Below are 20,575 nucleotides of genomic sequence, written 5' to 3'. Positions count from 1 at the left end.
GCGACCCCCCGCGGCGCCTTCCAGCAAGCCCTCGACATCTCGGCCTACAGCCTCGTGGCGATGGCCCGCCGCGGGCGTGACCGGATGGCGGCCGGCGGGCCAAGGCGGCGCTGGAAGCGGCGACGCGGTACCTGGCCGCCGAGCTCGGTCCGCAGAACATCAGGGTCAACGCCATCTCCGGCGGGCCGCTGCGCACCCTCGCCGCCTCGGGTATCGCCGGCTTCACGAAGATCCTCGCCCACACCGCTGAGCGGGCGCCGTTGCGCCGGAACGTGTCGGGCGAGGAGGTCGGGGCCACGGCGGCGTTTCTCCTGTCGGACCGCGCCTCCGCCATCACCGGCGAGGTCATCCACGTCGACTGCGGCACGCACATCATCGCGGGCTAGTCGATGGCCGACGAGCTGATCGTGGCGCTCGCGTTCGACGGGCGCGCGCGCGTCGTCGTCGCCGAGACCACCGGCGTCGTGGAGCGGCTTCGCGCCATCCACGACACAGGGCCAACTCTGACCGCGGCTCTCGGCCGGCTGGCGACCGGCGCGTTGCTCATGGCCGCCACGCTCGAGAAGGTGACGGAGCGCGAGCCGGTGCTCACCGTGAAGGTGGAGGGTGACGGGCCGGCGGGCCGCCTGATCGCCACCGCCTCGCCGCTCGGGTGGGTCCGCGCGTTCGCCGAGAACCCCCGCGCCGGAGCCGCAACGCGGGCCGACGGCAAGCTCGACGTCGCCGCCGTCGTGGGCCGGTCGGGAACGCTCGAGGTCGTCCGGGATCCGGGAATCGGCGTCCCGTACCGCGGCGTCGTGGAACTCGTCTCGGGCGAGCTGGCGCAGGACCTCGCACACTACCTGACCGAATCGGAACAGCTTCCGGCGGCCGTCGGCCTCGGCGTGTACGTCGTGCCGCAGGGCCGGGTCGAACACGCCGGGGGCTTCATCGTGCAGGCGCTCCCGGGGCTGGGGGAGGAGGGGACCGCGGAACTGGAGGAGAGGGTGCGCGCCTTGGGTCCGGTCACCCGGCGGCTGCGCGAGGGCGACTCGGCGGACGACATCGTGCGCGCTCTCCTGCCGGCGGGCGGCCGCGTGCTCGCCCGCCGGGCGGTGCAATTCCGCTGCGGTTGCTCCGAGGATCGCGTGGAGCGGGCCCTCAAGCTGCTCGGCGCGGAAGAGGTGAAGAAGGTGCTCGCGCAGGCGCGGCGCGAGCCGGTCTTCCTGACGTGCCACTTCTGCCACCGGCAGTATCCGGCGAGCCCCCGGCTGCTGGAGCGGTTGCTGCGGGAGCTGGAGGCCGAGGGGCGCGGGCGCTGAGGGACGGCTGGACCGCCGGCAGGACGTAGGGAACCATGTCGCACTCACAGATGGGCTCTCTTCTCATCGCCGCCGGGGTCGTCCTCATCGTGGCGGGGTTGCTCCTGCGCCTGGGAGCGTTCCGCTGGTTCGGCCACCTCCCCGGCGACATCCGGATCGAAGGTGAGCACGTTTTCGTCTACGTCCCGCTCGCCTCGATGCTCCTGTTGTCCGTGCTGCTGAGCGCGCTCCTCTGGCTGCTCCGTAAGCTGTTTTGATCAGGTGCGCGGAAATCTCCGTGCGCTTGTGCGACAATCGTGTCGCGCGAGGGAGCTGCGGGGTTCCGTGACCGATCGAAGCAGGCTGGAAGAGCAGGAGGTCGCGCGGCGCATGCGTCGGCTTCCCGGCTGGGAATGTCCGGGGGATCGCTTGCGGCGCGAGTTCTCGTTCCAGGACTTCGGCGAGGCCTTCGCGTTCGTCGTCCGCGTGGCGCTGCTCGCCGAGAGAATGAACCATCATCCCGAGTGGCGGCAGGTCTCCGGGCGCGTCTGGATCGAGCTCACCACGCACGACGCCGGCGGCCTCACTTCGCGCGACTTCGATCTCGCCGAGGCGATCTCCCGGTTGGCGGGAGCCGACGGGGCCTGAGCAGGAGGCGGCATGGCCAGGATCCGTCCCGCTCTTCCCGAAGACCTCCCCGCGATCCGGAGCCTGCTCGCCGGCGAGGGACTGCCGGCGGACGATCTCGAACCGCATCTCGCGCATTTCTTCGTCGCCGAGGATCACGGCCGGTTGCTCGGAGTGTGCGGCCTCGAGAGCCATCCGCCCTTCGGGCTGATGCGTTCTCTCGCCGTCGCCGAGCCTTGGCGCGGCCGCGGCCTCGGGCGTTCTCTCGGCGAAGCGGTCGCCACGCACGCCCGCCGCACCGGCCTCCGCGAGCTGTATCTCCTGACGACCCGGAGCGCCGCGGTGGCGCGCCGCCTCGGCTTCCACCCGGTGAACCGGGAGGAGGCGCCGCCCGAGATTCGCGGCACGACGGAGTTCTCCCACGCCTGCCCCGCGTCAGCCCGGCTCATGCGGCGCCGCCTTTGACCCTGGCCGCTCCGGTCTCACCGCCGTAGAATCCCGCACCCGCCCGGCACGTTCGGCCCGCCCTGACGAGGGAAACGCGATGCGGAAGGGATCGACACGGCTTCTTCTCGGGCTCGTGCTGGCGCTCGCCGCCGCCGTCCCGGCGCGCTCGGGGGACACGGGCAAGGTGTACGGGCGCGGCGTCTCCGGGCCGGCCACGCTCACCATCGACAAGCTCCTGGCCGATCCGGAGCGCTGGGTCGGGAAGACGGTCAGGGTGGAGGGGCTGATCGTCGATGTTTGCCCGATGCGCGGCTGCTGGATCGATCTCGCCGGGAAGTCGGACTTCAAGACCGTCCGGTTCAAGGTGAAGGACGGCGAGATCGTTTTCCCGGTCGAGCTCAAAGGCCGGCGGGCCGTCGTGGAGGGGGTGCTCACCCGGATCGAGCTCACGCGGGAGCAGGCGATCGCGAGAGCCCGTCACGAGGCCGAGGAGCGGGGAGAGCCCTTCGACCCCGCGAGCGTGGACGGTCCCCGCACGCTCTACATCATCAAGGGGGCCGGAGCGGTGGTGCGCTGAACCGTGGCCCGGGGAAGCTTGGGAGCCCGCCTGCGCCGCCTCATCGCGATCCTGCACCGCGACCTCGGCTATCTTGCGGCGGGAACGACGCTGCTCTACGCGGTCTCCGGCCTCGCGGTGAACCATGTGCGCGACTGGAACCCGAGCTACCGCGTCGAGCGTTTCGAGGAACGTTTCGCGCCGATCCCGTGGACGGGCCGCGAGAAGGTCGTGGCCGCGCTGGTGCGGTCCCTTCGCCTTCCCGGCCCACCTCGCGAGACCTTCCGGCCGGCTCCGGAGCGGATCCGGCTCTTCTACGACGGATTCAGCATCGACGCGGACCTCGCCCGCGGGATCGCGCGCGGGGAACGCCCCGTTCGCCGGCCGCTCCTGCACTTCGCCAACCGCCTCCATCTGAACCAGGCGGGACCAGGCTGGACGCTTTTCGCCGACCTGTACGCCGTCTGCCTCGCCTTCCTCGCCGCCAGCGGGCTGTTCATCCTGAAAGGCCGGGCCGGCTTCGCTGGACGCGGGAAGTGGCTGGCGCTGGCGGGGCTCGCCCTGCCACTCGGTTTCTGGGTCTTCGCCGGCTGAAGAAGGCTCGGTGCGGCGGGCGGGCGCCCCGATGCCGCCGCGGACCGCCCCGCCGCCGTTTGACGCGCGCGGCGGCGGAGGATTCAATACCGCGCCGCGGAGCGGGGAAGACGCGGGGCTTCCATGTACAGAATCGTCGTCACCGACCGGGTCGCCGAAGAGGGTCTCGCGCGGCTCCGGGCAGAGCCGGACTTCGACGTCCGCTCCATCCCCGGGGCACCCCGGCAGGAGATCGAGGCCGCGCTCGCCGACGCGGACGCGCTGATCGTTCGCAGTGGGACGCGCGTCGACCGCGGGCTCCTCGCCGCGGCTCCCGGTCTGAAGGTGGTCGGCCGCGCGGGAATCGGCGTCGACAACATCGACGTCGAGGCGGCGACGGAACGCGGTGTCGTCGTCCTCAACACTCCCGACGCCAACGCGAAGACGACCGCCGAGCTGACGATCGCGCACCTGCTGTCGCTGAGCCGCCACCTCCCGCAGGCCGACCGCTCGGTGCGGGAAGGGCGCTGGGAGCGCTCGCGGTTCATCGGCACCGAGGTGGCCGGGAAGACGCTCGGGATCGTCGGCTTCGGCACGATCGGAAGGATCGTCGCGAAGCGCGCCCTGGGCCTCGAGATGCGGGTTCTCGCCCACGACCCGTTCGTCACCGAGGAGGTGATGCGGGACGCCGGGGTCGAACCGGCGGATCTCGACCGCCTTCTCGCGGAATCGGACTACGTGACCCTTCACTGCCCCGCCAACGAGGCGACCCGAGGTCTCATCTCGGAAGACCGCCTGCGCCGGATGAAGAAGGGAGCGCGGCTCATCAACTGTGCGCGCGGCAGCCTCGTCGATGAAGAGGCTCTCGTCCGGGTGTTGCAGGAAGGACACCTCGCCGGGGCGGCTCTCGATGTCTACGCGCAGGAACCCCCGGAGGGTTCGCCGCTTCTCGGGCTCGAGAACGTCGTTCTCACGCCGCACCTCGGCGCGTCGACGCGCGAGGCGCAGAGCGCGGTCGCGCGGGCGATCGCGGAGCAGGTGGCGCGCTTCCTCCGCACCGGAGAAGCGGTCGGTGCCGTGAATCTTCCCCCCGTCGCCACGGAGGAGCTCCGGCGGGCGGAGCCGTACGCGCGCCTCGCCGAGCGCCTCGGCCGGCTCCTGTCCCGCCTCGCCCCCGGCCCGATGGGCCGCGTCCAGGTCGCACTCTACGGAGCGGCCGCTGCGGCCGACACCCGTGCGATCGCCGCGGGGGCGCTGGCCGGGATCCTCGCCGACCGGGTCGACGCGCCGGTCAACCGGGTGAACGCCCCTCTGCTCGCCCGGCGTCAAGGCATCGAGCTCGTCGAAACTCGCTCGGATCGCGCCCGCGACTTCGTGTCCTTGGTCGAGGTCGGATGCCGCGTGGGTCACGAGCCGGTCGTGGTCGCCGGAACGCTGCTCGGCGGTCGTGACCCGCGACTGGTGCGCATCGGTTCCTTCGACATCGAAGCCGTTCCGGAAGGCACGCTCCTCGTGACCCGCCACGAGGACCGGCCGGGCGTGATCGGGGCCCTCGGGACGCTCCTCGGCGAGAGCGGCGTGAACATCGCCCGCATGCACGTCGGCTCGAGCGCTGAAGAGCCGGACGCGATCGCCATCCTCTCCCTCGACCGGCCGTTGGACGAGCGGGCTCTGGAGGCCGTCCGCCGGCTTCCCCCGATCCGGCGGGTGCTGCAGGTCGTGCTGTGAAGCCGGCGGGCCCGCCGTTCGAGACGGTCGTCTTCGACTGCGACAGCACTCTCGTTGCGATCGAGGGAATCGACGAGCTGGCCCGGCGCCGTGGGATCGATATCGCGGACGACACGCGCGCCGCGATGGAGGGTCGGCTGCCGCTGGAGGCGGTCTACCGGCGCCGGCTCGAGCGGGTTCGTCCGAGCCGGGAGGACATGGACTGGCTGGCCCGGCGGTACGTGGAGAGCCTCGTGCCGGGGGCGGTCGAGACCGTGCTCGCGCTGGCGGTTCTCGGGAAGAAGGTCCACATCGTCAGCGGCGGGCTCGAGCCGGCGGTGAGGGCGGTGGCGGAGCGCCTCGGGATCGACCGCTCGCGCGTCCACGCTGTGGCGGTGCGCTTCGGCGCCGGCGGAGAGTACGCGGGTTACGACACGGCTTCCCCGCTGGCGAGATCGGGAGGGAAACGGGAAGTCTGCGCCGGGATCGTCGCGAGCGATGGCGGGCCGGCCGCCCTCGTCGGCGACGGGCTCACCGATGTCGAGGCGGGGGAGGCGGGGCTGTTCGTGGTCGGGTTCGGGGGCGTCGTCGCGCGACCCGAGGTCCGGCGCCGGGCCGACGCCTGGTGTCCCGGCCCCGGCCTCGTCCCGGTGCTCGACCATCTCCTCGCCCCTGACGAGCGCCACGCGGCGGGCCCGCCGGGAGGCGGAGCGTGACGCCGCGGTTTCGGAGGGCCGCGGTCCTCCTGCTCCCGGCCCTGCTGCTCGCAGCGGTCCGGGCAGCACCGGCGGCGGGCACGGTTCGGATCCCCCGCGTCGCGGGCTCCGTTCGCGTCGACGGCGTCCTCGACGAGCCGCTGTGGAACGAGGCGGCGCGCATTCCGGTGAGGATCGAGGTGTATCCCTCGGACAACGTCCCCGCGGCGGAGGGAGCCGAGTGCCTGGTGGCCTACGACGAACACCGCCTGTACGTCGCCTTTCGCGCACGAGAGGCGTCGGCGGACGAGATCCGGGCCTTCTACGCCGACCGCGACCGCCCCGTCAGGGACGATCTCGTCGGTTTCGTGCTCGATCCGTTCGGAGACCGGCGGCGCGGGTTCTTGTTCCTCGTCAATCCCCTCGGGGTGCAGCTCGACGCGTCGGTCGACGAGCTCTCGCCCGGCGGGTTCCATTCCCTCGTCGGAGCACCCGGCGAGGATTACAGCTGGGATGCGCTGTGGGAGTCGGCGGGAAGGATCACGGCCGGCGGCTTCCAGGTGGAGATCGTCGTGCCGTTCTCCTCGCTCCGCTTCCCGCGGCGCGAGGGCCCCCAGGAGTGGGGCTTCATCGCGTTCCGCGTTCGACCCCGCACGCGCCGCCACCGTCTCGCCTCCGTGCCGATCGATCGCGACCGGAGCTGTTTCCTCTGCCAGGCGGGGAGATTGTCCGGGCTGGAGGGGATCGAGCAGGGCCGCGACCTCGAGCTGGACCCGACGGTGACCGTGAGATCGGCCGCGGGCGAGGGAACGCCCGGCGGGACGGAGAGCGACGCCGGACTCACCGCGCACTGGGGAGTCTCTCCCGACGTGTCCTTGGACGCGGCCTTGAACCCCGATTTCTCCCAGGTCGAGGCGGACGCGGCCCAGATCGAGATCAACCGGCGCTTCACCCTCTTCTTTCCCGAGAAGCGCCCTTTCTTTCTCGAGGCGCAGGACTTCTTCCGCACCCCCCTGTTCGCCGTCAACACGAGATCCGTGGCCGATCCGGACTGGGGCATCAAGCTGACGGGAAAGCGCCGCCGGGACGCCTTCGGCGTCTTCGCCGCGCAGGACCGGGGAACGACCTTCATCCTTCCCGGCGCCGAGTCGTCGGATTCGGTGGCGACGGACCGGGACAACCGGGTGATCGTCGGCCGGTACCGGCGCGACGTCGGCGGCACGTCGACGCTGGGACTGCTCCTGACCGACCGGCGCGGGCCCGGTTACGCGAACCGCGTCGCCGGGGCCGACGGCGTTCTCCGGATCAGCGACGTCGATCGGATCGAGTTCCAGGCCCTGCGCTCGCGCACGCGCTATCCGGACGAGATCGCGGCGGCGGACGCCGACGGCGACGGGACGCCGGACCTGGGCCAGCCGCGCGGCCCGTTCGCCGGGTCGGCGTTGCGGGTCCGCTACGAGCGGGACTCGCGGCTGTGGGGTGTGGAGGCGCTCTACGAGCGCCTCGACGCCGCCTTCCGTGCCGACGTGGGTTTCGTTCCTCGTGTCGACCTGAGGCGGGCCGAGGCGCGGATCGAGCGGATCCACTGGGGCGGCGAGAACGCCTTCTGGAACCGCCTCCGGGTGGGTGTCGAGTTCGAGCGCGCCGAGGACGGTTCGGGTGCTCTGGCCGGGGACGAAAGCCGGCTGTTCGTCAGAGGGGACGGGCCGTGGCAGTCGATCCTCTCGCTGTCGTGGAAGCGCGGAAGGGAGCGGTTCGGCGGGACCCTGTTCGATCAGGATCGCGCCCGGCTGTTCTACAACATCCGGCCGAGCGGGACCTTCACCCACTCCCTGCGGATCGAGACGGGGGACGCGATCGACGTCGAGAACGGCCGGCAGGCGAGGGTCCTCTCGGTCGCCCCGGAGTTCACGCTGAATCTCGGGCGACACCTGTTCGTGGCGGGCCAGCACGATTTCCAGCGCCTGGAGGTCGCGGGGGAACGGCTCTTCACCGTGAACCTCAGCCAGCTGCGGGCCGTCTACCAGTTCACGCTCCGTTTCTTCGTCCGGCTGATCGCCCAGTACCGCTGGATCGACCGGAACACCGGTCTGTACGCCTGCGCGAGCGACCCGGTTGATCCGTGCCAGCCCGAGCCGCGGGAGCGGTCTCTCTTCGACCAGCTCCTCCTGTCCTACAAAGTCAACCCCAGGACCGTCCTGTTCGCTGGCTACGAGGAGGACCGGTTCGCCTCCGACGGCCCGCTCGAGCGGGTCCGGCGCACCGTGTTCCTCAAGCTGGGATACGCGTGGCTGCCGCCCCTGCGGCCGGCCTCGTCTCAAAGGGATGCGAGGCGGTCGGCCGCCCGCTCGAGCAGTCCCAGATCGGCGGCGAAGTCCAGGACCGTGAACCGGTCGCGCATGTGACGCGCCCGGACGATCAGGTCGCGCGCCCGCCGGGGCGGCACGCCGATCGCCTCGAACGTCGCCGGGACCCCCGCGGCGGCGAGGTCGTCGTCCAGGCCCGCGCTCGACAGGAGCGAACTGTCGAGGCACCGCCAGATCGCCTCCCACTCCGCGGCGTAGCGCCGCCGCCGCTCGTCTCTCCCGGGGCTGCGGTCCCGTTTGGCGCGCGCGGCCGCCAGGACCGCGGCGCGGGTGTCGGGACGAAGGTGATCGTGCAACCGCTCGAGCTCGACGTCCGTCTCGTCGGCCGGAGAGGGTCCGGACAGGTGCCGGCGCCCCTCCTGGCGGATCATCCGGTACAGCGCGAGGCTCACCCGCGTTCCCACCGCCACCTGCTCGCCGTGGAGCCGGGGAGTCCGGCCCCAGCCCGCCGCGGAGAGGTCGAGATAGTGGCTGAGCAGGTGCTCGCCGCCGGAGGCGGGGGCTGACGACCCGGCCAGTTCCATGGAGATGCCGGAGAGCACCAGCGACTCCGCGAGGCCGGCGACCGCCTCCGGATCACCCTCGCCGATGGCACGGGCTCGGGCCCTGGCGCTCCGCACCGCGCGGCCGGCGATCTCCAGGGCGAGCGGGCAGACGGGCGTTCCGAAGAGGATGCCCGACAGCAACCAATCGGCGGCGGCCGCCGGTTTGCTGGCGAGGTCGCCGAAGCCCGCCCGCCGCAGCCGGGCGGGTGCCTGCGCGAGCACATCGGTGTCGAGCAGGAGAGCCCGCGGGGCCGGCGCCGGCCGGGTCACCTTGAGACCGCCGATGGTGAGGGCCGCCACCGGCGAGGCGTACCCGTTCATCGACGCGGCGGTTCCGACGGTGATCAGCGGCGTCCCGGTGCGGCGCGCGAGTTCCTTCCCGATGTCGTTGATCGTGCCGGAGCCCACGGCGACGATGCCGCCGAGATCCGCGGGGAGCCGCGACGCGGCGATCTCGAGATGCCGTTCGTCGGCCCGGGGGCGTCGAGGCAGCACGCACTCGTCCACGCGCCTTCCCGCCGTCCGGAGCCGGCGCGCGATCTCGGCCCCCGCCGCCTCGTGCGTTTCGGGGTCGGCGAGGAGACGCAGCGCGCCCCGCGGCGCGAAGCGCCCGGCAGCCTCCGCGACGCGTGCGAGCGCGCCCCGTTCGATCGCCACCAGCTGCACCGAGACGCGGTGGCGCCGGCCGCAGCCGCAGCGGTCGATCACCGAGCCCACCAGTCTTTGCAACTCCCCGCCGCGAGCTGCCAACGTCCGCTCTCCTTCCGCGCGCCGGCCTGAGGCGGTCGCGGCCGCTATCCTAAGCCGAGGCACCGATCCGGCGTCGGCCGGGGGAGGGCGGTGGTGGAGCGATCCGTGCGTCCGCGTCTCGAAGGGCTGCTCGCCGCGGCGCGGGCGCGGACCCTCGCCCTGATCCGTCCCCTCACCGAGGCGCAGACGAGAAAGCGCCCGGCCCCCGAGCTGGGCCCGATCCTCTGGGATCTCGGTCACGTCGCCGCCTTCGAAGCCGCGTGGCTGCTGGGCCGGGCCGGCGAGCGGCGACTGCCGGCGGCGTTCGATCCCTTCGCCCGCCCGCGCGCCCGGAGGAGCGCCGAGGAGCTGCCCGGCCTGCGGGAAACGCTCGACGAGATGGAGCGTGTCCGTTCCGAGGTGCTCTCCCGGTCGAGGGACGGACGTCTGCCGCTCGGCTCGGCGGAGGAGCGGTTTCTCGTCCGGATGGTGGCCCAGCACGAAGGCCAGCACCAGGAGACGATCCTCCAGTCGATCGACGCGCTGGCCTCGTCGGGTGAGCGGACGGGTCCGCCCCCCTTGCCTCCGCTTCCCCGGCTGGCCCGCGCCGGCGCCGACGAGGATCGCCTGACTTTCGGCGGGGGACGGGTCGTGGTGGGGACCGGCGACCGCGAGTGGTCCTACGACAACGAGCGCCCGGCCCACGAGGTCGAGCTTCGCCCCTTCCGGCTGGACCGGTTCCCCGTGACGAACCGGCGGTACCGCGAGTTCGTCGAGGCGGGCGGTTACCGGCGGCGCGACCTGTGGAGCGAAGACGGCTGGCGGGCGAAGGAGGACGAGGGCTGGACGGCGCCGCTCGGCTGGGTGGACGACCGGCGGGGTCCGGGTGTCGTCCGCTTCGGTCGCCGGGAACCTCTCGATCCCGCGTGCCCGGTGGAACGGATCAGCCTCTTCGAGGCGGAGGCTTTCGCGCGATGGTGCCGCGCGCGGTTGCCCACCGAAGAGGAGTGGGAGGCTGCCGCGAGGGGGGCGTGCGGCGCCCTGCCCGTAGCGGGTGGCCTGTACGAGTGGACGGCTTCTCCTTTCCGCCCGTACCCCGGGTTCGCGGTCTATCCCTATCCGGGCTACAGCCGGCCCTTTTTCACCGGGGAGTACCGCGTGCTTCGCGGAGCGAGCCGGGCCGCTCCGCCTTCGCTGGCCCGCCCCACATACAGGAACTGGGACCGGCCGGAACGGCGCCGGCTCTTCGCCGGCCTGCGGCTCGCCTGGGGGGATCGCTGATGTGCCGGCTGGCCGTTCTCGTGGCGGATCGTCCGCGCCCGCTGTCCGCGCTCCTGTACGACGCTCCCCACTCGCTGGAGCGCCAGAGCTACGCTCCGCGCGAGATGATCGCGGGCACGGTGAACGTCGACGGCACCGGGGTTGCGTGGTGGCCGGAGCGCGAGGACGAGCCGCTCCGTTACGTGACCGAGCGTCCCCCGTGGTCCGACCCGAATCTCCCCCAGCTGGCGCGGCGCCTGCGCGGACGGGTCCAGCTCGCCTGCGTCCGGTCGGCCACGCCCGGTCTGGCCTTCGGTGCGGCGGCGGTCCAGCCGTTCGCGGCCGGCCGGATCGCGGGTGCGCTCAACGGCTTCATCGAGGGGTACCGCGACGGGATGGAACGACAGCTCGCTCTGAGACTTCCGGAAGCGTGGTTCGGCCGGCTCGCATCCGGTTCCGACGCCTCGTCGGTGTTCCTCCTCGCCGCCTCGCGGGCCGGCGGAGAGGATCCGGAGGCGCTCGCCCGCGCGGCGGCGTCGGCGGTGAGCGAAACCGCAGCGCTTTGCCGCCGGGACGGTCGCGCCGCCTCTCTCAACCTCGTCCTCGTGACGGGCCGCGGTGTCGCGGCCGTCCGGGCGGCGGAGGGCCTTCCGCCGAACACGCTCTACGTCCGCCTCGAGAAAGGGTGCGCGCTGGAGGTGGCCTCCGAGCCGACCGATCCGGGCGGGGAATGGCGGTCCGTTCCTCCCGGACGGGTCGTCTTCGGAACCGAGCTCGGCGTGCGGACCGTTCCGCTGGAGGAATTCGGGTCGTGAACGGCGGGTCGCAGCGGGGGATCGTGATCACGCGGATTCCGGAGAGCGCCTCCTCTCGGAACCGGCTGGAAGAGGAGATTCGAGCGGGATTTCTCTCTTCGCCGAAGCGGATCCCTTCCAAGTACTTCTACGACGAACGTGGCTCGCGGCTGTTCGATCGGATCACGCGCCTGCCGGAGTACTACCTCACGCGGGCCGAGACCGAGATCCTCGAGAGGCGCGCCGTGGAGATCATCGAGCTGTCGCGGCCGGAAGAGCTCGTCGAGCTCGGGGCGGGATTTTCGCGCAAGACCCGATTGCTCGTCGCCGCGATGCTGGGGGCCGGCACCGGCCACCGCTACCTGCCGCTCGACGTGAGCGAGGAGTCTCTCGTCGATGGAGCCGAACGCCTCCGGGAGCTGTTTCCGGAACTCGACGTGCATGTCGTCGTGGGCGACTTCACGAAGCATCTGTCCGCGGTGCCGCGTTCCGGGCGTCAGCTCGTCTGTTTCCTCGGCTCGACGGTGGGAAACCTCCGCCCCCGGCAGCGCGCCCGCTTCTACAACGCGTTGCGGGCGCGGCTTCGCCCGGACGATCGGCTCCTCATCGGATACGACTTGGTCAAGGATCGCAGGACGCTCGAGGCCGCCTACAACGACGCACGAGGAGTGACGGCGGAGTTCAACCGGAACATCCTCGAGGTGCTGAACCGCGAGTTCGGTGCCGACTTCGAGCCGGCGGCGTTCGAGCATGTCGCGCGGTACGATCCGGAACGGCGGTGGATCGCGAGTTCGCTGCGGGCCACCCGTGCCATGAGCGTGAACTTGCGGGCCGTCGGGCTCGAGGTGACGATCGAGGCGGGGGAACGGATCGAAACCGAAGTGTCGGCGAAGTTCGATGGCCCGGCGGTCGTCCGCGAGCTCGCGGAGGCGGGACTCGAGGCGGTCTGGATGAGAACCGACGCCGAGAATCGGTTCATGCTGGCGCTCGTCGGGCCCGGACGGGAAGCGCCGGCGGAGGAGCGGTGATGAAGGGATTCGCCGGAACGCGCGCGGTGGTAACCGGGGCCGGACGCGGTCTCGGTCTGGAGTTCACCCGACAACTGCTGGCCGCAGGAGCGGAGGTCTTCGCGCTGGCACGGAAGCCGGACCGCTCACCGGGCCTGGAATCGCTGCAGGAGGCCCATCCGAGGGCCCTGCGCGTGGCCCGCGCCGACGTCACCGACGAAGCGCTCATCGGGGCGGCGCACGAGGCGATCCGTTCGGTGTGGGACGGGATCGATCTCTTGATCAACAACGCCGGGACCTACGGCCGGCACGATGCGACGCTCAGCTCCCTCGACCGGGACGAACTGATCGGAGTTTTCGACGTCAACGTGCTGGGGCCCCTCCGCGTGACCCGCATCCTTCTCGATCTGATCCGGCGGGGCCGCTCGCCCCGCGTGGCGAACCTGTCGTCGCTGATGGGCTCCATCGCCGACAACCACAGCGGCGGGAGCTGGGCCTACCGGATCAGCAAGGCGGCACTCAACATGGCGACGCGGAATCTCGCCCACGAGCTCACGCCGCTGGGGATCGTCGCCGTGGCCCTTCATCCCGGATGGGTGCGCACCGACATGGGAGGCGAAAACGCGCCGCTCGCGCCCCAGGAGGCCGTGGAGGCGATGCTGGCGACGATCGGGAGCCTCGGACCCGACCAGGCCGGCCGGTTCCTCGACCGGAACGGCCATCCGCTTCCTTACTGAGTCAGGGTGCCGGCCGGCTGCCGGGCCGCGATGGGCGCGATCCCGAGAAGCGACGCTGGAGCCGGCGCCGCAGCTTGCGCAGGGCCTCGGCCTCCAGTTGCCGGGCCCGTTCCCGGCTCACCCCGAGGATCCGTCCCAGCTCCTCGAAGGTGCGCGCCTCGGTTCCGTCGAGGCCGAACCGGTTGAGGATCACGATCCGCTCGCGCTGAGGGAGCCGGGCGACCTCCTTGAGCACCTGGCGCCGCGTCTGCTCCCTCAGCAACGCCTCTTCCGGCGTGTGCGCGAGGCGGTCGGGAAGGCGCTCCTGCATCGGGATGCCGTCCGATGCCTGGCTCGCCCCGTCGATCGACATGACCACGACGCCACCCGACTCCTCGCGGACCTTCTCGGCGGGCAGGCCCAGCGCGTCCGCGATCTCCTCGCTCGTGGGCTCGCGTCCCAGTTCCGCCCGCAGCCCGTCGAGGGCTTGCCGGACCTGCCGCCGACGGTCGCGCGCGTAGCGGGTCAGCCGCACCGCCTTGCCCTCCCGGCCGAGCAGGTCGAGGATCCGCTTCCGGATCCACCACGAGGCGTAGGTGAGGAACTTGACGTTGTGCGACGGATCGTAGTGGTGGGCCGCCTCGACCAGGCCGGCGTTCCCCTCGGCGAGAACGTCCTCGAAGGGGATGTCGCGCGACCGGTACTCGCCGGCCATCTGGACGACGAAGAACAGGTGCGGTTCCACCAGCTCGCGCACCCGCTCGGGAGCGATCTTCCCCGCCCGAGGCCGGCCCCCGCGTTCCCGGGTCTCCTCGCGGCGCGCCCCGTCGGTGACCCGCCGCGCTTCCTCCAGGTAGACATCGAGGAGCCGCCGCGTGCGCCAACGCCTTGGGGCGGAGCGTGAAGGCACGTCTCATCCCCCCGGCCCTCCCCCGAACGACGCGGAGGAGCCACCGTTTCACGCCGCAGCGCCGTCAGATGCCCCGCAGGGTCGCCCGCACCCTCGAGCCGAGCGCGGGAAGCCCTCGAACCCCACGCCGGGAATCCTACAACGATTCCGGCTTGGAGTGAACCGGCGAATCGTCCACCCCGCGGGAGGAGCTCGAATGCCACGGGCCGTTTCGCCGCTGCCACCGCGGCCCGGGCCCGGGGGAGACGACCGGCCGGCTGGCGGCGTCCCCGCGCCGAGCCGCGCGTTCGGCGAGGCGTCGGGCGACCTCGCGCACCGGGGCGGATGCCCCGCCGGCCGACCGGCGCGGCGGAGCGGGAGCCGTGCGAACGTTCTGCGGCACCTCCGAACGGTGGGGAACCCTTCCGGATCGCCGCTCGGCGGCTGGAGGGAGTCGGGAGGTGCATTCTCGACGGTGCGAAACGCCTCGCAGCTCGATGAGAAAGAAGCGTTTCGGCCCGATCTCGCCGGCATCGGGCCCATCGAGGCCGGAACCCGAACTTTCGGTTCCTTGTATGGGAAAACGCGCCGTCGGGGATGCACTTCGCACCGGCCGGCCCCCTTCCCGCCGATCCTCAGCTCCCGCCGCCGCCCGTGCGACCCCCTGGCCGGGAGCGCCGCGCGGCCTTCGCGTCGCACGCGGTCGCGGCGGCGAGCCGGGCCGGACGGAGGGGCGGTCGCGCCGGCGCGAGTCCGAGCGCCGCGGCCTCCTCGCCGAATCGGGCCAGACCCGCCAGCTCCGCGCGCCCGAGCCGGAAGAACAGCCCCTCCGGCCAGGCCGCCCTCGACCGGCTGCGCGCGGCTCGGATCGCGCCGTGGATCGCCCCGTAGAGCGGGCGGTCGAGCCGGCCTTTCCGGCAGACCCATACGGCCCACACGAAGGGGAGTCCCGTCAGGTCGGTCCAGACCTGCCCGAGGTCGAGCGCGCGGGCTCCGGGCGGGAGGGGCGCGGGGCCGGGCGCCGCTCGGAGGAGGGCGACCGTCGCCGCAGGAGCGGGTGTTTCCGGGACCACTCCGATCGGCCGCCCCGCCGCGCGGAACAGCAGGCGCGCCAGCAGCGCCGGGGCCGATTCGGGCTCGCCGCTCGCGATCGCCGTCACCCGTTCGAGGGGGACCGCGTGCACCAGGAAGGCGAGGCCCGCCTTCCCGAAGCTGCTGACCGCCGCACCCGGAACGAGCTCGACCTCCGGCGCCCAACGCTGGGCCGCCGCCGCATCCACGAGCGCGGCGTCGAGGGTGCCGCCCGCCACGCGTTGCAGCAGGTCGGCCGCGCGCCCGCGGTCCCATCCCTCCGGCCCCGCGGATTCGCCGAACGGTTCCGCCGGCCAGCCCGTGTCGAGACCGAGGCGAAGCGAACCCGTCATGGCGGCGCTCCGGGGCCGGAAGGGAGGGTCTCGACAGGAACGGGCGCCGCTTCGCGCCGCACCTCGTCGAGGACGCGTTCGGCGTCGTCTTCGTAACGTGTCGACAGGTGGAACGGTGAAAGCACGCCGGGTCGCGCTTCCCGCGCGATCCGGCCGGCTTCGATCGAGGAGAGGTGCCCGTTTTCGAGCGCCAGGGCGCGGTCGCCGGCGGCGAACGGTGTCTCGAGGATCAGGCGCCGGACACCCTCGGCGAAGCGGGAGAGGCGGCGCAGGTTCGAATCGGTCGGGCCGAGGTCGGTCGCGTAGGCGAGCGTGTCCCCGGGGCTCTCCCGGATCAGCGCGCGCCGCAGCTCGGCGACCGGCCGCCGTTCCCCGCCGGGCAGCTCGAGTTCGGTCTCGGGAGGTGCGCCGCTCCGCAGCGCCCGCTTGAGCGCGGAAAGCCAAGGGCCCGCCGGGACGCCGAGTTCCGCCAGCCGCACCGGATCCACTTGGTAGCGCACCCGCTCCCTCAAGAGCCAGGCGAGGGAGAGCAGGCCGGCGTGGTCGAGCGGGCAGGCGAAGATCTCGAGCTGCTCGTCTTCGAGCACCGGATCTTCCGGCCTCCAGGCCCGGACTTCCGATCGCTCCGGTTCGAAGCCGCCGCGTTCGGGAAAGGACCACGTCTCGATCCGGTCGGGGTGCACCTCCGAGACGGAAAGCCGCAAGGGGAAAGCGTCGACGAGGTTCCACGTGTAGGTCGAGAGGTGGCCGTACAGGCGCCGCGCGAGTCCCGGCGGACCCAGCACGTGCAGCGGGTGTTCGGTGCGACCGAAACGCACCCGCAGCGCGCGCCCGATCCCGAACAGGTGGTCCACGTGTCCGTGCGAGACGAGCAGGAGGCGGCAGTCGAGCAGCGTCCTCGTGGCGACTCGCGAGGTGTCTCCACAGTCGAGCAGGATTCCGAGGGGTTGCCAGCGCAGGCGCACCACCACGATCGGATCGCCGAACAGGCCGTTCGGCAGCTCCGGCCGGAACGTCCTCTTCATCGCGCCACCGGCCGCCGGGTCAGCGCACGCGCGGCAGATCCGGGTCGAAGAGCCACCGCTCCCCCGGCTCGGTGGCAAAGACGAGTTCGTCGAGCGCCTCCCGCGCGCCGGCGGGCAGGGCCGCGAGCGTGTCGTCGTTACCGTCGAGCAGGGCTTCGAGGAAGGTCTGCGGCCGCGGAAGCACCTCGATCGCGATCGCCGCCCCCTCCGGGATCCCGGCCCGCTCGGCGGCGACGGCGATGGCGCGCTGCAGGCCGCCGATCTCGTCCACCAGCCCCCGTTCCAGCGCGTCGCGGCCGGTCCAGACCCGCCCGCGCGCCAGCGGCTCCAGCTCCTCGGGCGTCATGCCGCGCCCCTCGGCGGCCTTCGTCACGAAATCGTCGTAGATCCTGTCGAGCAGCGCCTCGAGCCGGGCGCGCGCCCGCTCGTCGAACGGCTCCTGGCTCGACATCATCTCGGCGTTGGCGCCCCGCTGGATCCCTCCGAAGTTGATGCCCAGCTTGTCGCGCCAGAAACGTCTGGTGACGAACTTCCCCGCGTAGACGCCGATCGAGCCGGTGAGGGTGTCCGTGTCGGCGAGGATCCTGTCGGCGTGCATCGAAATGAAGTACCCGCCGGACGCCGCGACGTTGCCCATGGAGACGATCACCGGCTTCTCCCGTTTCGTGAGTTCCACCTCCCGCCGGATGAGGTCGGAGGCGACGTAGGATCCCCCGGGGCTGTCCACCCGCAGCACGACCGCCTCCACCGACCGGTCCTCCCGCGCCCGCCTCAGCGCCCGGGTCATCGTCTCCGAACCCATCACACGCAGGCCGGTGGGGAGCTTCCGCGAGCGGCCGAGGGCGATCTGGCCGACCGCGTAGACGACGGCGATCTTGTGGCCTCCGGCGGCGTGCGGACGGCCGCTGCGCAGATAGCGCTGGAGGGGAACGAGCGGATCGTCGCTGCCCGTGTCGGACTCGATCTTCGCCAGCACCTCGTCGCGGTAGGCGACTTCGTCGACCAGGCCCGCCTCGAGCGCTTCGGCCGACGTGTAGGGGCCGCCGTCGATCAGCTCCCTCACCCGTTCCGGGGTCAGCCCCCGCCCGGAGGCGACGCCCTCGACCAGCGAGGCGAACAGCGAGTCCAGCAGCCGCTCGGTCGCCTCGCGATGGGCCGGCGTGTAGTCGCGGCTGGTGAAGACGTTGACGGCGTTCTTGAACTCCTTGCGCTGCCCGAACTGGGGCTCCACCCCGAGCTTGTCGAGCAGCCCCCTGACGAAGGGCGTCTCGATGCGGAGACCCGTCAGCCCGACGTCGCCCGGAGGAGCGAGGACGATCCGATCGCAGGCCGTGGCCAGCAGGTAGATGCCGTTCCCGCCGCCGAGCTCGCCGGCGGTGTCGAGGTAGGCCGTCGCCCACTTGCCGTTCTCGCGGAACCGCCGGATCGCCTCCCGCAGCTCCTCGATCTGAGCCCACCCGAGCGACGGCGACCCGATGTCGAGCAGAAGGCCCTCGATCGCGTGGTCCTCGCTCGCCTTCTCCAGGCCGTCGAGAAGGTCCCGCATCGAGAGGCGGCGCCGGCCCAGCATCTCCGCGATCGGATCGCGCGGGGCGATCTCGACCACCGGCCCGTCGAGGTCGATGTGCAGGACCGGATGCCGGACCCAAGGCAGCTCGCCGCCGCCCGCGAGAAGGAGCGCGACGAAAAGCCCCGCCGCCGCGAAGCCGACCACGACGAAGACCGCGACGAGCAGGCCACGTGATCCCGGGCGTTTCGCCACCTGACTTTCCTCCCGCGGTTCGAATCGAACCCGCGCGGCGGCATTCTAGCGGCTCCCCGCGGGCCGGGTTCCGGAGGACGGCCGGCGGCGCCCAGCGCTCCGCGACCGGTCGCGCCGGGGCGCTTGACAGCGGCCCGCGGCTCGGAGACGTTGGGCCGGGGAGAGCGCGGGCGAGGGAGACGGGCGGTGGTCGCACGGGAGGAGCCCGTTTGAACCGTTGGCAGCCGGCGAGCGAAGCCGGATCCCCCGTAGCGCGGCGCGCTGGACCGGTGCGGGCCCCCGGACCCCGCTTCGGGAGCGCGCTGCGCGTGCTGGGGGCGGCGGTGGTGGCCTTGGGAGCGGCGTCGCAGGCGCCGGCGGCACCCCGCCCACCGGATCTCGCCGTCCTCGAGGCGGTCTCGGAAGCGGTCGCGACGGGACGGCAACCCCCGCCGGCGGAAGGCGATCTCCCCTCCGCGCTGGCGTCGGCGCTCGTCGCCCGGGCTTCCGGCCGCGAGGAGCGGACGGTGCGCCTGGCGCTCGAGGCGATCCGGTCGACCGAGCCCCCCGAGCCGGGCGAATCCCGCGCGGCTTTCGAGGCCGCCCTCTGGCTGACACTTCTCGCAGCGGATCCGGCGCCGGAGGTGCGTGCCGAGTTGGCGGCGCGCGGGGGGCCGATCGGCGACGCCGTCTTCGCCCTCCTCCAGGCGCGCGAGGAGCGTTGCACCCGCGCGGTCGAGTCGGCCGACGCCCTCGCCGCCTCGGCCGAAGGACCGCTGCCGCGCCTTCTCGCCGAGGTTTACAGGAGGTGCGGACGCATCCCCGATGCGTTGGCCCTGCTTCGGCGGGCCGACTCGGGGGACCCTCGCATCCAGCGCGAGATCGGATGGACGCTCCTCGCCGCCGGGGACGCCCCGTCCGCGGCCGTCTGGTGCCACCGTGCGGCCGCCGGGATGCGCGGCCTTCCCTCCGAGCGCCACGAGGCGGAAAGGTGTGCGGCGGTGGCCGATGCCCTCGCGGGCCGGATGCCGTCGGCCCGCGAGGAGTACGCGGCCGCGCTCGAGGACTGGTTCCGCGATCCGCTGGCGCCGGCGCCCGCGCGGCGGAACGCGGGGCTGGCGGCGGCGTGGGTCCGCCTGTCGGCGGGAGCGCCGGAAGATGCCCGCCGCGCCCTGGCCATCGTCGAGGAGCTGGAGGGGAACCGCGACGCGCGGAGCGATCCGCGGCTTCCGGCAATCCGGGCCATGGCGCTGGCGGCGACCGAACGGGATGCCGCGGCGGTCCGGGAACTCGCGCGCGCCCGCGGCGCCGGCTGCCTTCACCTGTTCGCGAGCGGTTTCGTCGCCGCCCGGCAGCAGGACGGGGTGGCGGCGTCCGCCGCCTACGGGAGGGCGGCGGCCTGCGCGCGGGCGGAGGGGAACGCTCTGCTCGCCGCGGCGGTCGGCGTGGAGCTGGCGGAGCTCGCCGCGAAGGAAGGACGCCCGCAGTCGGCCCGCCATCACGTGGAAGAGGCTCTGGCCGACTGGTCGGTCGGGCCGTTCGCCGATCCGCTCGGCGCTCCGCTCGCCGATCCAGGTCTTCCCCGGCGCGCGATCGACGTGGCTCTCTCCGCGCTCAGGGCGGCGCCGGGAGGCGCCGAGTCGGCGGAAGCGGTGACGGTCGCGGAGCGGTTCCGGCTGGCGCTGGCCGGTGACGAGCGCGAACCCCTCGATCCGGGGCGGCTCCGCCGCCATCTCGCGGCGCGCAACGGCGCCCTCCTCTACCTCGTCGTCGGCGAAGATCGGACGTTCGCCTGGCTGGTCGAGCCCGGCGCGGTCCTCTCCACCGAACTCCCCTCCGGTTCGGAACTCGCAGAACGCCTGAGTGAGTCCGCCGAAGCCGAGCCCCCGGCGACGGCGATCGTCGGCAACCTCCTCGGAGGATTGAGCGCCGGTAGCGCCCTGCTCGTCATCCCCGACGGGCTGCTCGCGGGCGTGCCGTGGCACGATCTCGCCGTCATCGAGCCGACCACGGGGGCGCGGCGGCCGCTCGGGGAGACGTTCGAACTCACGCTGATGCCGGGACTGGCGGAGGCGCTCGCGCCCGGGGGCGCCCGGACCCAGGCGCTGACCGACGAGCCCACGTTCCTCGCGCTCACGGCGGAGGCGGATCCCCTCCTGAACCGACTGCTGACGCTGCCGGCGCTGGCGCGCCT

General features: G+C 72.6%; 18 protein-coding genes and 2 pseudogenes. 15 read left to right on the top strand and 5 right to left on the bottom strand.

The window, feature by feature from the left end; translation table 11 throughout:
* From D6718_06555 to D6718_06510, 10 genes and pseudogenes are all read left to right on the top strand, one after another.
* Window positions 1-386 (top strand): annotated as a pseudogene (locus D6718_06555) (SDR family oxidoreductase).
* A 3-nt stretch (window positions 387-389) separates the two neighbouring features.
* Window positions 390-1,301 (top strand): annotated as a pseudogene (hslO, locus tag D6718_06550) (Hsp33 family molecular chaperone HslO).
* Between the two features lie 35 nt (window positions 1,302-1,336).
* Entirely contained in the window at window positions 1,337-1,558 is a 222-nt protein-coding gene (locus D6718_06545) for a DUF2905 domain-containing protein (GenBank protein RMG45843.1), read from the top strand.
* Window positions 1,559-1,670: 112 nt separating this feature from the next.
* A complete protein-coding gene (locus D6718_06540; GenBank protein RMG45844.1) occupies window positions 1,671-1,928 on the top strand; it encodes a 4a-hydroxytetrahydrobiopterin dehydratase in 258 nt (85 codons plus the stop codon).
* A gap of 12 nt (window positions 1,929-1,940) precedes the next feature.
* Complete coding sequence (locus D6718_06535) at window positions 1,941-2,372, top strand: GNAT family N-acetyltransferase (protein RMG45842.1); 432 nt, start codon at window positions 1,941-1,943, stop codon at window positions 2,370-2,372.
* Window positions 2,373-2,451: 79 nt separating this feature from the next.
* A complete protein-coding gene (locus tag D6718_06530) occupies window positions 2,452-2,931 on the top strand; it encodes a DUF4920 domain-containing protein (GenBank protein ID RMG45841.1) in 480 nt (159 codons plus the stop codon).
* 3 nt (window positions 2,932-2,934) lie between these two features.
* Complete coding sequence (locus D6718_06525; protein RMG45840.1) at window positions 2,935-3,504, top strand: hypothetical protein; 570 nt, start codon at window positions 2,935-2,937, stop codon at window positions 3,502-3,504.
* Between the two features lie 123 nt (window positions 3,505-3,627).
* Window positions 3,628-5,211, top strand: coding sequence for a phosphoglycerate dehydrogenase (locus D6718_06520; GenBank protein RMG45839.1), 1,584 nt, complete (start codon window positions 3,628-3,630; stop codon window positions 5,209-5,211).
* Entirely contained in the window at window positions 5,208-5,906 is a 699-nt protein-coding gene (locus D6718_06515; GenBank protein RMG45838.1) for a haloacid dehalogenase, read from the top strand. The genes D6718_06520 and D6718_06515 overlap by 4 nt, the downstream gene beginning before the upstream one ends.
* On the top strand, window positions 5,903-8,290 hold the full coding sequence (locus D6718_06510; GenBank protein ID RMG45837.1) for a hypothetical protein: 2,388 nt from the start codon (window positions 5,903-5,905) through the stop codon (window positions 8,288-8,290). Before D6718_06515 ends, D6718_06510 begins: the two co-directional genes overlap by 4 nt.
* Here D6718_06510 and D6718_06505 read toward each other — a convergent pair.
* Window positions 8,203-9,786 carry an iron-containing alcohol dehydrogenase gene (locus tag D6718_06505; GenBank protein RMG45836.1) on the bottom strand — a complete coding sequence of 528 codons (1,584 nt, stop codon included), beginning with the start codon at window positions 9,784-9,786 and terminating at the stop codon, window positions 8,203-8,205. The genes D6718_06510 and D6718_06505 overlap by 88 nt on opposite strands.
* Between D6718_06505 and egtB the strand changes: the two genes are divergently transcribed.
* From egtB to D6718_06485, 4 genes are read left to right on the top strand one after another with little or no spacing between them, the layout of a single operon-like run.
* Complete coding sequence (gene egtB, locus D6718_06500) at window positions 9,637-10,806, top strand: ergothioneine biosynthesis protein EgtB (GenBank protein ID RMG45835.1); 1,170 nt, start codon at window positions 9,637-9,639, stop codon at window positions 10,804-10,806. The two genes, D6718_06505 and egtB, sit on opposite strands and share 150 nt — an antisense overlap.
* Entirely contained in the window at window positions 10,806-11,600 is a 795-nt protein-coding gene (locus D6718_06495) for an ergothioneine biosynthesis protein EgtC (protein ID RMG45834.1), read from the top strand. Before egtB ends, D6718_06495 begins: the two co-directional genes overlap by 1 nt.
* Window positions 11,516-12,607, top strand: a complete 1,092-nt coding sequence (gene egtD / locus D6718_06490; GenBank protein RMG45833.1) for an L-histidine N(alpha)-methyltransferase — start codon at window positions 11,516-11,518, stop codon at window positions 12,605-12,607. The genes D6718_06495 and egtD overlap by 85 nt, the downstream gene beginning before the upstream one ends.
* Complete coding sequence (locus tag D6718_06485; GenBank protein RMG45832.1) at window positions 12,607-13,323, top strand: SDR family oxidoreductase; 717 nt, start codon at window positions 12,607-12,609, stop codon at window positions 13,321-13,323. Before egtD ends, D6718_06485 begins: the two co-directional genes overlap by 1 nt.
* A 1-nt stretch (window position 13,324) precedes the next feature.
* Here the strand turns inward: D6718_06485 and D6718_06480 are convergent, their stop codons facing one another.
* The 4 genes from D6718_06480 to sppA form a co-directional block, all read right to left on the bottom strand.
* Complete coding sequence (locus D6718_06480) at window positions 13,325-14,212, bottom strand: sigma-70 family RNA polymerase sigma factor (GenBank protein RMG45831.1); 888 nt, start codon at window positions 14,210-14,212, stop codon at window positions 13,325-13,327.
* A gap of 614 nt (window positions 14,213-14,826) precedes the next feature.
* Complete coding sequence (locus D6718_06475) at window positions 14,827-15,615, bottom strand: hypothetical protein (protein RMG45830.1); 789 nt, start codon at window positions 15,613-15,615, stop codon at window positions 14,827-14,829.
* On the bottom strand, window positions 15,612-16,640 hold the full coding sequence (locus tag D6718_06470) for a hypothetical protein (GenBank protein RMG45829.1): 1,029 nt from the start codon (window positions 16,638-16,640) through the stop codon (window positions 15,612-15,614). Before D6718_06470 ends, D6718_06475 begins: the two co-directional genes overlap by 4 nt.
* Window positions 16,641-16,659: 19 nt before the next feature.
* A complete protein-coding gene (gene sppA / locus D6718_06465) occupies window positions 16,660-18,402 on the bottom strand; it encodes a signal peptide peptidase SppA (protein ID RMG45828.1) in 1,743 nt (580 codons plus the stop codon).
* A 308-nt stretch (window positions 18,403-18,710) separates the two neighbouring features.
* On the opposite strand from sppA, the gene D6718_06460 reads away from it, so the two are divergent.
* On the top strand, window positions 18,711-20,575 hold a 1,865-nt coding region (locus D6718_06460; GenBank protein ID RMG45827.1), incomplete at its 3' end, for a hypothetical protein.

This window comes from Acidobacteriota bacterium (assembly GCA_003696075.1).
Taxonomy (GTDB): domain Bacteria; phylum Acidobacteriota; class Polarisedimenticolia; order J045; family J045; genus J045.
The sequence above is the reverse complement of the archived record's forward strand: the minus strand, read 5'-3'. Positions and strand labels throughout refer to the sequence as shown.

What these genes read in the sequence shown, in the direction of transcription:
- D6718_06545 (RMG45843.1), top strand. Translation starts at nt 1,337, where the DNA reads ATGTCGCACTCACAGATGGGCTCTCTTCTCATCGCCGCCGGGGTCGTC.
- D6718_06540 (RMG45844.1), top strand. Translation starts at nt 1,671, where the DNA reads ATGCGTCGGCTTCCCGGCTGGGAATGTCCGGGGGATCGCTTGCGGCGC.
- D6718_06535 (RMG45842.1), top strand. Translation starts at nt 1,941, where the DNA reads ATGGCCAGGATCCGTCCCGCTCTTCCCGAAGACCTCCCCGCGATCCGG.
- D6718_06530 (RMG45841.1), top strand. Translation starts at nt 2,452, where the DNA reads ATGCGGAAGGGATCGACACGGCTTCTTCTCGGGCTCGTGCTGGCGCTC.
- D6718_06520 (RMG45839.1), top strand. Translation starts at nt 3,628, where the DNA reads ATGTACAGAATCGTCGTCACCGACCGGGTCGCCGAAGAGGGTCTCGCG.
- D6718_06495 (RMG45834.1), top strand. Translation starts at nt 10,806, where the DNA reads ATGTGCCGGCTGGCCGTTCTCGTGGCGGATCGTCCGCGCCCGCTGTCC.
- egtD (RMG45833.1), top strand. Translation starts at nt 11,516, where the DNA reads ATGGCGGTCCGTTCCTCCCGGACGGGTCGTCTTCGGAACCGAGCTCGG.
- D6718_06485 (RMG45832.1), top strand. Translation starts at nt 12,607, where the DNA reads ATGAAGGGATTCGCCGGAACGCGCGCGGTGGTAACCGGGGCCGGACGC.
- D6718_06475 (RMG45830.1), bottom strand. Translation starts at nt 15,615, where the DNA reads ATGACGGGTTCGCTTCGCCTCGGTCTCGACACGGGCTGGCCGGCGGAA.
- D6718_06470 (RMG45829.1), bottom strand. Translation starts at nt 16,640, where the DNA reads ATGAAGAGGACGTTCCGGCCGGAGCTGCCGAACGGCCTGTTCGGCGAT.